Source organism: Azospirillum canadense (genome assembly GCF_025961225.1).
GTDB lineage: Bacteria > Pseudomonadota > Alphaproteobacteria > Azospirillales > Azospirillaceae > Azospirillum > Azospirillum canadense.
Window position 1 is genome coordinate 641,558 of the sequence record NZ_JAOQNG010000007.1, and the last position, 13,865, is coordinate 655,422.

Consider the following 13,865-nt stretch of genomic DNA (forward strand, 5'->3'; position numbering starts at 1 on the left):
TTTTGAGAATCCGCGACTGTCCGGTTCAGACCACAAGGTATTCGTCCATCGCACCGCCACGCTCGAGGTCCTCCCGGTGACCGCGCAGAACGATCTGGCCCTTTTCCATAATCGCGCACTCCTCCGTCATGCTGAAGACCATCGGCACATTCTGTTCGACGATGAGGATCGTGATGCCCTGCTCCCGGTTGATGCGGCCCAGAATCTCCGCGATTTGCTGCACGATCAGCGGCGAAATACCGTCGGAGGGCTCGTCGAGCAGAATGACCGTCGGGTGGGCCATCAAAGCCCGGCCGATCGCGAGCATCTGCTGCTCGCCGCCACTCATGGTGCCGGCCTTCTGTGCGAGGCGCTCCTTGAGGCGCGGGAAGTAGCCGACCACCTCGTCGAAGCGGCTGGGCCGCTTTACGCCGGCCCCGACCCGCCCCATGTCGAGGTTCTCCCGCACGGTCAGTTTCGGGAAGGTCCCCCGCCCCTGGAGCACGGCGGTGATCCCCAGCCGAGCCCGCTCATGCACCGGCAGGGAGGTGATGTCGCGTCCATCCGCCAGGATACGGCCTGAGGTCGCCCGGTTCAGCCCGCTGATGCAGCGGACGAGGGTGGACTTGCCCATGCCGTTGCGGCCCAGGATCCCGAGGATGCCCCGGTCGGGAATGGTCAGGCTGAGGTCGCGCAGGACGGCGATGCTGCCGTATCCGGCGCTGACATGCTGAAGGTCCAGTTCCATCATGCCTTTCCCAAGTAGATGCTGCGAACCCGCTCGTCCGCGGAGACCTCCTTGAAGCTGCCCTGTGCAAACACCCGCCCGAGATGAAGCACGGTCACGGGCGCGCGCAGGTCGCGGATGAATTGGATGTCGTGCTCGATGATGACCGCCGACAGGCCCAACTCGCGGGACAGCCGGCGGATGAGCTCCGCCGTTGCGTGCGTTTCGGCTGCCGTCATGCCGGCTGTCGGCTCGTCCAGCAACAGCAGGCTGGCGTCGTTGCCCAGCAGCAGCCCGACCTCAAGCCATTGCCGTTGGCCGTGCGAGAGGGACACAGCCCGGTATCCCGAAAACTCGGCAAGCCGGACCAGGTCGATCACCTGAGCAACGCGCTGATCGGTGTCGGCGGGTCGCTTTCGCGAGGCGAGCACCGCGAGTTCGACATTCTCCCAGACCGTCAGGTTGGGAAAGACGCTTGGTGTTTGGAACTTTCGGGAGATGCCGAGCCGGGCGCGCTTTTCCACCGACAGCCGCGTGACGTCGTGGCCACCGAACTCGATGCGGCCCGCCGTCGGTTTCAGGTGCCCGGAAACCATGCTGATGAAGGTCGTCTTCCCGGCGCCGTTCGGGCCGATGATGCTGGCGATGGCTCCCGCCGGCAGTTCGAAATCGACATCGGCGTTGGCGATCACGCCGCCGAAATGCTTGGACAATCCGCGAATGCGAAGCAGCGTTTCCGTCATGGATGGCTCCGAAAGCGTCCGAGCAGCGACGGCAGCGCCGCCGCGACGCCGCCCCGGAAATAGGCGATGACCAGAATGAACAGGATACCGATGCAGAGCTGCCAATATTGCGGGGTGATGGAACTCAGCAGATTCGAGATGGACGACACGGTGATGCCACCGATCAGGGCCGCCAGCAGCGACGAACGCCCGGCGATCGCCACCCAAACCACGATCTCAGTGGAGAACTGGACACCACCGAGCGACGGCGAGACAAAACCGGAATGCATCCCGTACAGCGCGCCGGACAGGCTCGCCACCGCGCCCGACACTGCGAAGGCCAGCGTTTTGCACAGCGGAACGGAAACGCCGAGCGAGGTCATGCGCAATTCATTTTCCCGGATGCCGGCGAGAAGCTTGCCGAACCGGGAGCGGGTCAAGGCCCGCAGCACGGCGTAGGTGATCACCATGACCACCAGCACCGCGTAATAGGCGGGCGCATCTTCCGTCAGCGAGTAGGTCAGCGCCGATCCCAAGGTCAGGTCCATGCGCATCAGAAACAGCCCGTTCCAGCCGCCGGTCCATTGCGACTGGCTGACGGCGATCTGCTCCGCGATGATGGACAGGGCCAACGTGACCAGCACGAAGTAGCTGTCCCGCACGCCGGCGCTGAACAGGAACCAGCCGACGAGGGCGGCGATGAGGGCGGCCGACACGAGGGCGACCAACAGGCCGACGTAGGCCGGGTTGATGGCCAGCGGTTCCTTCATGACGATGCCCAGGGCGTAACCGCCCAGCGCAAAGAAGGCTGCCTGTCCGAAGCTGAGGATCCCGACGTTGCCCCACAGCAGGGCGAGCGACATCGCAAGCATGCCGTAGAGCATGTATTGGGGAAGGATGTAGACGACGTATCCGGAGGTGACAACCGGGATGGCCGTCAGAAGCAGGAAGAGAACAGCGGCGACGATTTCCTCTCCAAGGCGGCGGTTGCGCGCCCGCCCGTCTGCGACGGCCATGCTCATCGGCGGTCACTCCCCAGCAGGCCCGTGGGCCGGAATCTCAACAGGACGATGGCCAGCGCGAAAACGATCGTCTGGGCGACCACCTGGCTGCTGAACAGCGCGAACAGCGTCTCGGAACCACCGATGATGAAACTGCCCACGACGGTGCCGCCGAGGATCTGGCCAAGGCCGCCCAGCGTCACCACGAAGAAGGACCGCACCAGGAAGACGTTGCCGATGTAGGGATCGATGCTCAGCATCGGGCTGATCAGGGCGCCGGCCAGCCCCGCCAATGCGGCCCCGAGCGTGAACACTTGGCGGTAGAGCCGTTCGACGTTCAGCCCCAGCAGCGCCGCGGACTCCTGCTGTTGGACCAGCGCCCGTACGCGCAGACCGACGGAGGTGTGGAAGAGGAGCCCGGCCAACCCGAACAGCAGGACGATGGTGAAGAGCGACACCGCCAGCCTGTAGGCGGGGATTTGAATGTCCCCCATGCTCAGCGTGCCGGGCAGAGGGCTGGGAACGTTCCGGAAATCCGTGCCGAAGACGATCTTGATCAGCTCCGTGACGACCAGGAACATGCCCCAGGTCAGCAGCAGCGTCTCGAATGGCCGGTCATAGAAGTGCCGGATCAGCACGAGTTCCAGGATGAGACCGATCAACCCGACGCCCAGCGCCGACAGCACGACCGCGATCAGGAACGGCAAGCCGGCCTGGATCCCGGCCCAGGTGAAGTACGCGCCCAGGGTGAGAAACGCCCCGTGCCCCATGTTGACGACGCCAATTAGGCCGAAGACGACGGCCAGGCCGGTCGCCGCCAGCGCTAACACCAGCGTGATGAGCGTCGCGTCGATTAAGACGCCAGCAAACGACCCCATGAGCTTATCCTTGGCAAGCGGACGTGCGCGATGGCACGTCCGCATGAGCGTGCCCTCGTCCGTCGCCCGCTACAGCGGCAACTTGCATTTGGCGGGCACCGGATCGACCGACGGCAAAGCCTGCACCTGCTGGAACATGTCGTTCACGCCGGTCCAGTTGTTGCGGACCTGCATGAGGTAAGACGGCAGCACGGCCTGATGGTCGTCGGCGCGCATGCGCACCGGCCCTTGCGGCGCCTGTTCAAACGTCAGGCCACCCAGCGCATCGCGCACCTTGGCCGTGTCCGTCGCCCCCGCCTTGGCGATGGCGAGCGCCAGCATATGGGCGGCGTTGTACATGCCCACACCCACCGTGTTCACCAGGGCATCGGGTCCGTATTTCGCCCGGAATTTCTCCAGGAATGCCTTGTTGTTGGGCTGGTCGATGGTCATGAAGTAGTCGAAGCTGACGTAGGTTCCCGCGGAGACCTCCGGGCCGAGCCCCGAGGTCACAACCTCCTCGTCGTCCACCGTCCACAAGGCGATGTCCTTGTTCATGCCGGCGGCGTGCATCTGGCGGCGGAAATTAACGGTGTCGCTGCCGGTCAGCGAGTGGAACACGACCTCCGCTTTGGCATTCCGGATATCCCGCAGCACCGACTCGTATTGCGGCGTGTTGAAGGGGATGTAGACCTCGCCGACCACCTCGCCGCCGAGTTCCTTGAACTTCTCCTTGAACATCTTGTTGGTCTCCCGCGGCCACGCGTAGTCCGAGCCGATGAGGAAGAACCGCTTGCCGTGCTTCTTCATGATGTAATCGACATGGGGCCAGACCTGCTGGGACGGCTCCGGGCCGAACATGAAGATGCCCTTGTTGCACACTCCGGGGTAGAACTCCTGGCTTTGCCCTTCGTACCAGGTCGGGTAGAGGAGAAGCTTACCGCTCTGCGCCACCACCGGACCGGCGGCGTTGCGCTCGGCGCTGCTGAAGGTGCCGGCGAGGAAGTCGACACGCTCCTGGCGGATCAGCCGGTTGGCTTGCTCGACGACGATGCGCGGTTCGGTCTTGCTGTCGCCGACGACGATTTCGATCGGCCGTCCGAGGACACCGCCAGCCTTGTTGATCTCACCGACCGCAAGCTCGAAGCCTGAGTAATGGGCCTTGCCATAGACGGTCCAAGCTCCGGTCAGGGGGGAAATAACGCCGACCTTGATCGGAGTGGCCGCCCAGGCCTTTGTGATGACGGAAGGAGCCGCCATGGCGGCGACCGCACCGGCCACTCCCTTCAACGCCGTCCGCCGAGACACTCTCCCGAACGTCTTCTCCATAGTTTCCTCCCCTGGTCCGAGTGGATTTTTTTCAGAAGATTTTCAGTACCAGCCGCGCTGGACAGCGGAGCCGAGCATCTCGTCATAGACGTCGGTGCGCCGGTCGCGCAGGACCTGGTTGTATTCGTTCCAGTTCCGCTTGCGCCGGGCGTCGGCGAGGTTGACGTCGGCGTAGATGATCTGCTCGTCGGTGACGCTCGCCGGGCCGGCGATGGGCCATCCGGTGTAGCTCGCGATCAGGCTCTGCCCGATGAAGGGTTGGCCGCGTTCCGTACCGACGCGGTCGGCGGCGGCGATGAAGACCGAATTGGAGTGGGCCGCCCCCATCACCAGGATGTTCGCCATGGCCTGGCGGCCTTCCTCTTGGCCGGGGATCGGCACCCAGTTGGTCGGGATGCAGACGATGTCAGCGCCCTGCAGCGCGCATAGCCGATAGCTTTCAGGGAACCATGCGTCATAGCAGATGAAGGTTCCGATGCGGCCGAGCGGCGTCTTGAAAACCGGGAACCCAAGATCGCCTGGTTCGAAGAACAGATTCTCTTCGTTCCAGAGATGGACCTTCCGGAAGGTCCCGATGTGCCCTGAGGGGCCGATCACGACCGACGAATTGTACAGAACCTCCCCATCACGTTCGCAAATGCCGGCGACGATATAGAGATGGCGCCGGGCCGCCACATCGGCCCAAGCCTGATAGGTTTCGCCGCCTGGAACGGGCTCGGAAAGCGCAAACGCTTCTTCACGCGTCTCGAAGACATAGCCCGAATTCGCCAGCTCCGGCAGCACGATCAAGGTTGCCCCGGCATCCGCCGCTTGGTTGACAAGCTCAAGGCTGTGCTGAATGTTCTCCGTTTTCTGGCCGACCCGCGGCTCCATCTGAATGCAAGCGACCCGCACCGTCGCCGCCTCTTTACCCTTTGCGTCCACCATCGCGTTTCATCCCCACGTGTCGAGGTGCTGCGCACCCAGGTCCGTTGACCTATTGATACGTATAGCGAACAATCAGTCAAGTCACTTGAAAGTGGTGCAAGGATGGTGCAAACCGGGGAAAGCGTGGCCGCGCATTGGGCCCGCCTCTTCGGCGGTTTGTGTTCAGGCTCGTGCAGCGGTATGGAAGGAGGCGAAGGAGCGTGCGCGCGATGACGAAAAACGACTCTGTCGACGGCTTAGCCCCCTGCGCCATGGAACGTGATGACGTCGTGCTGAACATCGGAGCCCGCCTCAAAAGGGCGCGACTTGCCGGACGGATGCGGTTACGGGATGTGGCGGAAGCGGCCGGGTGCTCGGAGAGCATGCTGTCGAAGATCGAACGGGACAAGGCGAGACCGTCATTACGGACGCTGCACCGACTGGCGACCTGCCTCGGCACGTCCATCGCCCAGTTGACGGCGGTCCCGGAGGAGCAGGAGGTTGTCGTGCAGCGGGTCGGCACGCGGCCGGTTACCGTCTTGCGGAACTCCACTCGTCTTGAGCAGCTCATTCCGCCCTCGGACAAGCGGATGCTGGAGGGGAATATCCACGTGGTCGACCCCGGCGCGTCCAACGGCGGGGCGATCCAGCATGCCGGGGAGGAGGTTGGCTATATCCTGTCGGGCCAAATCGAATTGATCCTTGGCGAAATTGTGTACCAACTTGGCCCCGGCGATTCCTTCTTCTTTCCGTCGGAAGTTCCCCACAGTTATCGTAATATCGGCACGGAGACGGCCCGGATACTCTGGATCAACACGCCAGTAACGTTTTAAGAGGCGGTTTCCCGTGACTTTGGCGCGCAAATCGGCGTGAGGGCGGAGTCCACGGGCGGCCAGTGGTGATCAGGCGACTTTGGAGGTGGCCGGCATGCCCAAGCGGGTCCTGATGTTCATGACCTTGCAGCCGACGGCGGCCTCGACCTTCTGGGCCGGCAGACTCCGAGCCCGGAGGCTGCGCCCGATCAGTTGCTTATAGCGCATCATCGCCACCTCGCCCAAGGAGCGGCGGCCGTACTGCACCGCCCGCTGCCAGCCCAACCGACCACGCTCGGCGCTCATCTGGATGTGGCGGTCGCGTTGGCTGGGGGCATTTTCGGTCGTGGCGCTCGGCACCGCGGTTGAGCGCGGCGGGATGATCCCCTGCGCGTCAGGACTGTGGGCGGCGACGGCGCGGTACACGGGCTCGCCGTCGTAAGCCCCGTCCGCCAGCACCGTGCCGATTGGGCGGGCGATCTGGTCGAGCAGTGGGCCGACCAGGGAAGCATCGCCGTCCTGCGTGGTCGTCAGCGCGGACGCGAGGATCGCGCCGGCATCGGGATCGACCGCCAAGTGATCTCGTACCAACTGTCAACAGCTCCCGACCACCCCAGCCTGGCACCGTGCTCGCCGCCGGCAAGGCCATGCCGCCGGAGGCGGCGGGCCTGAAGGCCCGGCCTAGCCGGTGTCTGCGCGCGGCGCCTTGGGGCAAGCCGGTCGGGACGAAGAGACGGTCGTCTTGCGGTCGAACCAAGAGACATGGAAGAGCGGTCATCCGCATGCCGCGACCCGTTGGCGGCGTCGGCTGCCTCGGATCGCCGCCGGCACGCTGAACCGAGCGGCGATGATCGGCCGGCCTTGGGCGACCGTGATCGGCTCGCCCTCCAGGCCACGCAGACCATAGGATCGGCCGCTCCGGAGCACGCTCAGGATCCGGTTGACCAGACGGTTCGCCACCGCACACAACGCCTGGCGATGGTGATGGCCCTTGTGCACCATCAAGCGCCAGTAGACCTCGGCCAGTTGCGGATCGACCCGCCGGGCGGCGTCGGCCGCCAGATAAAGTGCCCACTTGATCCGGTCATGACCGCTCTTGGTCAACTTCTGCCCCGGTCGTTCGACCCCGCCCGAAGCGCTGCGTTTGGGAACCAAGCCGCAGAAGCCCCGCAGATGGCGTTCCCCCTGGAACCGCCCGGCATCCTGCACCAATCCCAAGATCACAGCGGCAAGCCGAGTTCCGAGGCCAGGGATCGAACGCAGCACATCGCTCGGGTGTAGGCGCGTGTACAGCGCTGCGATCCGCGCGTTCAGTTCCGCGATCTGCTCCTCGAGCAGCCGGATGTGCGCGATCTCCTGGCGCACTTCGAACTGCAGCGCTTCGAAATCGACGGCCCCGCCGTGCAGATCGACAGTCTCGCGCGCGGCCGGATCGTGCCCCGAGGCGTGGTGTCTGAGGGGGCCTCTGTGCTCTTCGGCGGGTTGAGGCCGCCGGTCTACTCCGCTGCGATGGACAGCGGATCAGGGGTGTGAGGGTGGCACAGCTCGGCCAGGCTTTCCATGGTCATGTAGCGCCGGGCCACCGCCCATTCATCATGCTGCTCCAGCAGCAAGGCGCCGACGAGGCGCACAACCGCCCCTTCGCCAGGGAAGATGCCGACGACGTTGGTGCGCCGCTTGATCTCGCCATTCAGCCGCTCCAGAGGATTCGTGCTGTGCAATTTGGTGCGCAGGTCCTTGGGGTACTTCATGTAGGCCAGCACGTCGAACTCCGCCTCGTCCATCAGCGCCGCCAGCTTGGAAAAGCGCGGCCGCAGGCTGTCGGCCACCCGGCGCCACTGCTCATGCGCCGCCTCAGCGGTCTCCTGGGCAAAGGCGGTGCGAATGGTGGCCGCGACCATCGTCTGGTGCGCCTTGCCGACGCAGGCGAGGAGATTCCTCATGCAATGAACACGACAGCGTTGAAGTGTGGCGCCCAGCACCTTGGAAGCGGCGGCCTTCAGCCCGAGATGCGCATCGGCGATCACCAGCTTTACGCCGCGTAGGCCCCGGCGGGTGAGGGTGCGCAGGAAATCGGTCCAGAAGGTCTCGGCTTCCGACAGCCCGAGGCCGAGCCCCAGCACCTCGCGCCGGCCATCGCTGTTGACGCCGATGGCCAGTATGGCGGCGAGCGAGACGATGCGGCCGTCCTGGCGCACTTTCACGTAGGTCGCATCCAGCCACACAAAGGGCCAGTCGCCTTCCAGCGGCCGGTTCAGGAACGCCTGCACGCGCTCGTCGATGTCCTGGCACAGGCGGCTGACCTGGCTCTTGGAGATGCCGGTCATGCCCATCGCCTTGACCAGATCATCGACGTTGCGCGTCGAGATGCCCTGCACGTAGGCCTCCTGAATCACCGCGATTAGCGCCTTCTCCGCGGTGCGGCGCGGCTCCAGGAAGGCCGGGAAGTAGGAGCCGCGCCGCAGCTTGGGGATGCGCAGGTCGATGGCCCCGGCGCGCGTCTCCCAGGTCCGCTCCCGGTAGCCGTTGCGCTTGGTCTGGCGGTCCTCGCTGCGTTCGCCATACCCGGCGCCGCACAGGCTCTCCACCTCCAGCTCCATCAGGCGCTGGGCGGCGAAGCCGACCATCTCGCGCAGAAAGTCGGCATCGGCGCTCTTCCCAATCAGCTCCTGAAGAGCGATCCTGTCCTCGGTCATCGTGGTCTCCGTCTTGGTTGATGGTCGTTAAGCAACCTCAACTTAGCCGAAGAACACGGTGACCGCCGCTCCCGAACGGCCGGCCCGCCTGCGCCAGCTATGGGGGAGCGCTCCGGCGGGCCAGCCTCACGCCTCAGACACCACGCGGTGGGACGCGATCGACATCTCGCCGTTTGTCAAAAGATTACGAGCGCCTTCCAGAGTCGGAGGAGACATTCATTTACATGGCGATGAGCCACATTCTCGTGAAGCGACTCGCGCATCCGCCATCGCATTTGCACTGATTTTCCTCGAGCTTCTTCTCAACAGCCTCTTACATCACGCACCGTTGCCCAAGCGTGCCGAATCTGTCCGGAGATCCGCAGCGGGTCGCTTGGCGGGTGGTCGATGAACACGTGCCAACGCGTCTGCCGCGCGGCGTGTATCGGTTCCAGGTGATGGCTCTGCCTGGCGCAGCGGGGCCCGCTCAGCGGCTCGAAGCCACCGGCGATCACGAGACCATCCGGAGCAACGCCGCGGCGGTCATCGCCGAGGCCATGCGCCGGTTTGGCGAAGTGAGCCTGCTTGATCTCCAGCTCAGCCGGGTGGTGCCGTACGCCACCGCCGCGCGGCCGTTTTGAGGAGTCATGTTGGGCCTTGTTGCACAAACCCGGCCGGGGGCCGTCCTGGTGGCCTGAGGGGCGATTGGGGAATAGAGGCGGGAGCTGAATTTGAGACCCCGCATGCCGTACAAGCACAAAGAACCGCGTCGCCACACGATCCCGAACGCCAAGTACAAAGTCGGGCGCTGGCGGGAGTACAACCGGGCTCTGCGGCAGCGCGGCCGTTTGACGATGTGGGTCTCCTCCGAGGCACTGGCCACGTGGACGCCGGTCCAGACCGGGCGGCGGGGCTGCTCGCTGGCATACTCGGACCTCGCCATAGAAACGGGATCATGCTGCGCCCGGCGATGGGCCGGCCGTGGCGCCAGACCGAGGGCCTGTTGCGCTCCATCGTCCAGTTGCTCGGGCTCGACGTGCCGGTCCTCGACGACACCACGCTGGCCCGACGCAGCGCCCGGTTACCGCTGACCACCGCACTGAAGACGCTGACAAGGCCGGTCGACGTCGTCATCGTCCATCGTCTCCTCCGGGCTGACGGTGTTTGGCACCGGCGAATGGCGGCAGGAGAAGCACGGTGGCAAACCACGCCGCAGCTGGCGTCGGGTGCACGTGGCCGTCGATCCGGAGAGCGGTAACGTCCTCGCCGCCGAACTCACCGCGACCGAGGACGGCGATGCGTCCCAGGTCGGCCCCTTGCTCGATCAGATCCCAGGCCCGGTCCGGGCCGTGCTGGCCGATGGCGCCTATGACGGCGTGCCGGTGTACCAGGCCATCGCCGAACGCCACGCCGACGCCGCGGTGATCATTCCACCGCGCTGTACGGCGGTGCTCAGTGACACCGCCAAGACCGCCCCGACGCAGCGCGATCAGCATATCCACGTCCTCGCCGAAAAGGGCCGGATGGGCTGGCAGCGGGCGACCGGCTATGGAAAGCGCGCGCTGGGCGAAACCGCTTTCTCCCGGTACAAAACTGTGATCGGACGCAGGCTCCGGGCTCGGACTCTGCCCGCGCAGAAGGTCGAAGCCCGCATCGCCTGCGCGGTCATCAACCGCATGACCAGCCTCGGCATGCCGGTTTCCCATAAGGTGGCCTGAGGGCCGCGGGCAAGGCGCGAAGCCTGTCCGTAGCGCGATTTACGCAACAACGCCCAGCACCGCCGCTCGCTTCCAGGGCACGCCCGGAGCCGATAAGGTGCGCCGCTGCAAGACGTTTTACGACGGCGCCAGCACCCGGAAGCCGGGTGAGGCGCATCGTCGCCCGGGTCGAGGCCGGAGACCAGGGCACCGACACCCGCTTCGTCCTCACCAACCTGCGCCACGGCACCGGACGCTGACCCCACCCCGCCCGCACGGTCTGCTCGGTCAGGCGCGACGCTGGGCGCACATCACGGCGGCGGAAAGTCCTGGGAGCGAGTTGCGCCCCGAGGAGACGCTGTGGTGGCATCTCGCCGACACCATCGAAGAGCAGCGCCGTCTCTGCGCCGAGGCCCACCGCACCCTGGCGGCCCTCGCCGGGGCGTCCGACTATCCGGCCTCCCGGCGCCTGCTGGACGACCTGGCGCAGGCGTCGGCTGGCCACGCCGGACAACCGGGCTGACCGGTCCACCGGCGGAGGCTGGGCCTCTGGTTCCCAAGCGTCAGGCGGAGACCTTGCCGCTGACCGCCTGCTTGAGCGAAGCGCCGGGCCGGAACTTCGGCGCCTTGCCGGCCGGAATGTCGATGGGCTGCTTCGTCGCCGGGTTCACGCCCTTGCGCGCGGCGGTCTCCGCGACCTCGAAGCCGCCGAAGCCGGGGAACTTGATCTCGTCGCCGGCGGCGAGGACGTCCGTGACGCTCTCCAGGAAAGCGTCGACGGCCTTCCCGGCATCGGCCTTGCTCAAACCGGACTTTTCGGCGACCTTGGTAACGAAATCGGACTTGTTCATGACTTCCCCCATCCTCCTCCTCCGCCAGTGGCGGCGCGCGCCGAGAATGCGGGTTTCCAGGCCGTTCGGCAAGATGCCGCGGCGCCGCTTCCGCTGAGAAGCGCGGTTTGCCCCCGACGGGCGGGCCGGTTTCGCCACAAACAACACATCGGGGATGGGCGAGCCCCCCTTGGCAGGGCGCCATGACGACAACGGGCCGAGACGGCGACCGCTGCGCGTCCGGCTGCGCGACGCCACCGGTGTGTTCGAGGCCCAAGTTCTGCGCCGCCGACACGGTTTTGGAACGTTGCGGCAGAGGGTGGCCCAACGTTCTCCACGCGTTCGTCACGCCGGACCGGATACCCGCAACCGCGCGGATCGGTGGCGCGCCCTGATGCGGCGGGCGGCACGAAGAAGCCCCGGCTCCGGAGCGTCGGGGCAGTTTGTCAGTTTTCGCGCCGTCCTACGTCTGCTCCGGTCGCTGCGTCGGCCGCCGCGCCTTCAGCCACTCCGCCATGCCCTGGTCCTCCAGGGCATACTGCCCACGCGCCGAGCGCCAGACCAGGTTGTCGCGGCGCAGCGCCTCGATGGCCGCCTGCACGGACGGCACCTCGACAGGCTCGCCGACGGCCGCCGCGTAGGCCGCGAGCGAGGCCGCCGAGAACGGGGTAAACTGAGCCTCTTCGGTGACCAGACGCGCGATAACGGCTTGCTGGAGCGGGGTGAGCGACGACCAGGCGCTCTCGTAGTCCTGCCAAAGCCGACCGCGCAGTGTCTCCGCCCCGGCGCTCAGCGCCTTGCGGAGTTCGCCCGCGCCGTCGTCGAGCGCGATGTCCTTGAGGATCTGCGCGAGGATCTCGGGGCGCCGGCCCACGACGTCGAACGCGGCGAACACGTCCGTCGGATCGAACCGATTGTCGGCCGCCAGGCGCTCGTTGAGCCAGGCGGCGTAGGCGTCGGTGTAATCGCGGCCGAGCAGCGGGAAGTTCTGCACGCTGGCGCCGTAAAAGGGCTGGTCGCGCCCGAGCACCAACCGGCCCAACTTGTCGCGGTGGGAGCCGGTGAGCACCAGCACGAGGTTCGGCCCGTCGGCGCTGTCCTCGCGCGTGTTGAGCGTGTCACGGGCGGCCTTGAGCGCGAACATGGCGTTCAGACCGGCCTCGGTCGCGCTGGCGTGCTGCGCCTCGTCCACGACCAGCGCCACCCGCTTGCCGGTCCGATCGATCAACGCGCCCAGCGCGTCGGTCAGCGTGGCGCCCTGGGGCTGTCCGATCCGGTCGAGGTCGATGGCGGTCGCGCCGACGCCGACCTTGCTGAGGCCCACCGAACGGGCGACCCGCACCGGCAGCCCTTCGGCGCGCCGCAGCGCCTGCTTGATCGCCTCGGCGATCAGGTGCCCAGGGTCCGCGTTGCGGTCGGACCAAAGGTCGACGTAGACGACCGCGATGTGCCGGTTCTCCAATTCGGGGGCCAGGTCGTGCCGCAGGAACGTCGATTTGCCGGTGCGCCGGGGGGCGGTCAGGCAGAGGGTCGGCTCGGCCCCGAAGGGCGAGTCTCCGGTCAGGCGATCGACGATCTGGCGCGCCAAGTCCGGGCGGTGGAACAGGAACTTGCTGGTGCTTGCAGGCATGCCGCCGCTCCCCATTATGCGCGATTATGCGCTGAACCATAATTTATGTAAGTCACCATAATTCGGCAATAGTCGTGATCGCTCGGCGGGTGGGGGTGACGTCATAGGCGGGCGAGAAACAACGGGGAGGAGATGAAACCGGCACATGGGGCGTAAGGGGATCAACGAGAGTTTTCTGGACCATCTCTGAGCGACCCCGACGCCGTAAAGAAGGGCACCAGAACAGTGCCCAACCGGCGATAGGCCCCACGGACTCGGTTTCCGATCATCACGCCATCGCCGGCATGGCCCATCACGCGAACCCCCTCGTCAAGGTCGATCAGCGCGACCCGGTAGGGGACAAAAGCGCGCAACTCCGGAGCTGGAGCGCGGCTGACCGAGGTCACCGCACATACCGTTCCTTCGCCGCGCGACGGCACCCGTGTCACGGTGGCCGCGCCGCATGCGGGACAGCGGTTGCGGGCGAAGTACCAATGGGACCGGCACGTGTCGCACGTCTCAAAAACGATGGCCTCCACACCGCTGGTCCAATCGTCCCCATAGGCGTGAGCCGTCATGGCAAGGCCTCCAGAAGCAGTGTCACGTGGGAGGACAGCACCCCGCCATCGGCGTGCACCAGTGCCAATGGAGCGTCGGGCACCTCCTGGGAGCCGCCGGGGGAAGCCTGCGGCGTGCAGAAAGCGCCCGAAGAGACTATTAA

14 protein-coding genes and 3 pseudogenes are annotated in these 13,865 nt (G+C 66.0%); 5 read left to right on the top strand and 12 right to left on the bottom strand.

The genetic code is table 11. The features are described from left to right. Positions 1-25: 25 nt before the first annotated feature. From M2351_RS30600 to M2351_RS30625, 6 genes are all read right to left on the bottom strand, one after another. Entirely contained in the window at positions 26-730 is a 705-nt protein-coding gene (locus M2351_RS30600) for an ABC transporter ATP-binding protein (RefSeq protein WP_264659798.1), read from the bottom strand. Next, positions 727-1,449 (bottom strand): ATP-binding cassette domain-containing protein, encoded by a 723-nt coding sequence (locus tag M2351_RS30605; RefSeq protein WP_264659799.1) that lies wholly within the window; start codon positions 1,447-1,449, stop codon positions 727-729. The genes M2351_RS30600 and M2351_RS30605 overlap by 4 nt, the downstream gene beginning before the upstream one ends. Beyond that, entirely contained in the window at positions 1,446-2,450 is a 1,005-nt protein-coding gene (locus M2351_RS30610) for a branched-chain amino acid ABC transporter permease (RefSeq protein WP_264659800.1), read from the bottom strand. The genes M2351_RS30605 and M2351_RS30610 overlap by 4 nt, the downstream gene beginning before the upstream one ends. Next, entirely contained in the window at positions 2,447-3,307 is an 861-nt protein-coding gene (locus M2351_RS30615) for a branched-chain amino acid ABC transporter permease (protein WP_264659801.1), read from the bottom strand. Before M2351_RS30615 ends, M2351_RS30610 begins: the two co-directional genes overlap by 4 nt. A gap of 69 nt (positions 3,308-3,376) precedes the next feature. Beyond that, positions 3,377-4,615: a substrate-binding protein gene (locus M2351_RS30620; protein WP_264659802.1), complete on the bottom strand. Its 1,239-nt coding sequence runs from the start codon at positions 4,613-4,615 to the stop codon at positions 3,377-3,379. Between the two features lie 42 nt (positions 4,616-4,657). Beyond that, entirely contained in the window at positions 4,658-5,542 is an 885-nt protein-coding gene (locus M2351_RS30625) for a nitrilase family protein (RefSeq protein ID WP_264659803.1), read from the bottom strand. Between the two features lie 209 nt (positions 5,543-5,751). Between M2351_RS30625 and M2351_RS30630 the strand changes: the two genes are divergently transcribed. Next, positions 5,752-6,354 (top strand): cupin domain-containing protein, encoded by a 603-nt coding sequence (locus tag M2351_RS30630; RefSeq protein ID WP_264659804.1) that lies wholly within the window; start codon positions 5,752-5,754, stop codon positions 6,352-6,354. A 69-nt stretch (positions 6,355-6,423) separates the two neighbouring features. Here the strand turns inward: M2351_RS30630 and M2351_RS30635 are convergent. The 3 genes and pseudogenes from M2351_RS30635 to M2351_RS30645 all read right to left on the bottom strand — a co-directional run. After that, positions 6,424-6,912: pseudogene (locus tag M2351_RS30635) on the bottom strand (transposase); the annotation flags it as partial. Positions 6,913-7,107: 195 nt separating this feature from the next. Then, positions 7,108-7,698 carry a transposase gene (locus tag M2351_RS30640; protein WP_264659805.1) on the bottom strand — a complete coding sequence of 197 codons (591 nt, stop codon included), beginning with the start codon at positions 7,696-7,698 and terminating at the stop codon, positions 7,108-7,110. 131 nt (positions 7,699-7,829) lie between these two features. Continuing rightward, the gene (locus M2351_RS30645) at positions 7,830-9,029 is read right to left on the bottom strand and encodes an IS256 family transposase (RefSeq protein WP_264654291.1); all 1,200 of its coding nucleotides are present in this window, start codon (positions 9,027-9,029) and stop codon (positions 7,830-7,832) included. A gap of 338 nt (positions 9,030-9,367) precedes the next feature. Here M2351_RS30645 and M2351_RS30650 point away from each other — a divergent pair, with 338 nt between their 5' ends. From M2351_RS30650 to M2351_RS30665, 4 genes and pseudogenes are all read left to right on the top strand, one after another. Beyond that, a complete protein-coding gene (locus M2351_RS30650; RefSeq protein ID WP_264659806.1) occupies positions 9,368-9,649 on the top strand; it encodes a hypothetical protein in 282 nt (93 codons plus the stop codon). A gap of 102 nt (positions 9,650-9,751) precedes the next feature. After that, positions 9,752-10,726, top strand: a pseudogene (locus tag M2351_RS30655) (IS5 family transposase). A gap of 52 nt (positions 10,727-10,778) precedes the next feature. Continuing rightward, positions 10,779-10,962, top strand: a pseudogene (locus M2351_RS30660) (IS1380 family transposase); the annotation flags it as partial. 83 nt (positions 10,963-11,045) lie between these two features. Beyond that, positions 11,046-11,228, top strand: a complete 183-nt coding sequence (locus tag M2351_RS30665) for a hypothetical protein (protein ID WP_264659807.1) — start codon at positions 11,046-11,048, stop codon at positions 11,226-11,228. 40 nt (positions 11,229-11,268) lie between these two features. Here the strand turns inward: M2351_RS30665 and M2351_RS30670 are convergent, their stop codons facing one another. The 3 genes from M2351_RS30670 to M2351_RS30680 form a co-directional block, all read right to left on the bottom strand. Next, positions 11,269-11,628: an HU family DNA-binding protein gene (locus M2351_RS30670; RefSeq protein WP_406567451.1), complete on the bottom strand. Its 360-nt coding sequence runs from the start codon at positions 11,626-11,628 to the stop codon at positions 11,269-11,271. A 370-nt stretch (positions 11,629-11,998) separates the two neighbouring features. Continuing rightward, positions 11,999-13,165, bottom strand: a complete 1,167-nt coding sequence (locus tag M2351_RS30675; RefSeq protein WP_264659808.1) for an ATP-binding protein — start codon at positions 13,163-13,165, stop codon at positions 11,999-12,001. Positions 13,166-13,326: 161 nt separating this feature from the next. Continuing rightward, the gene (locus M2351_RS30680) at positions 13,327-13,722 is read right to left on the bottom strand and encodes a Zn-ribbon domain-containing OB-fold protein (RefSeq protein ID WP_264659809.1); all 396 of its coding nucleotides are present in this window, start codon (positions 13,720-13,722) and stop codon (positions 13,327-13,329) included. Positions 13,723-13,865 lie beyond the last annotated feature (143 nt).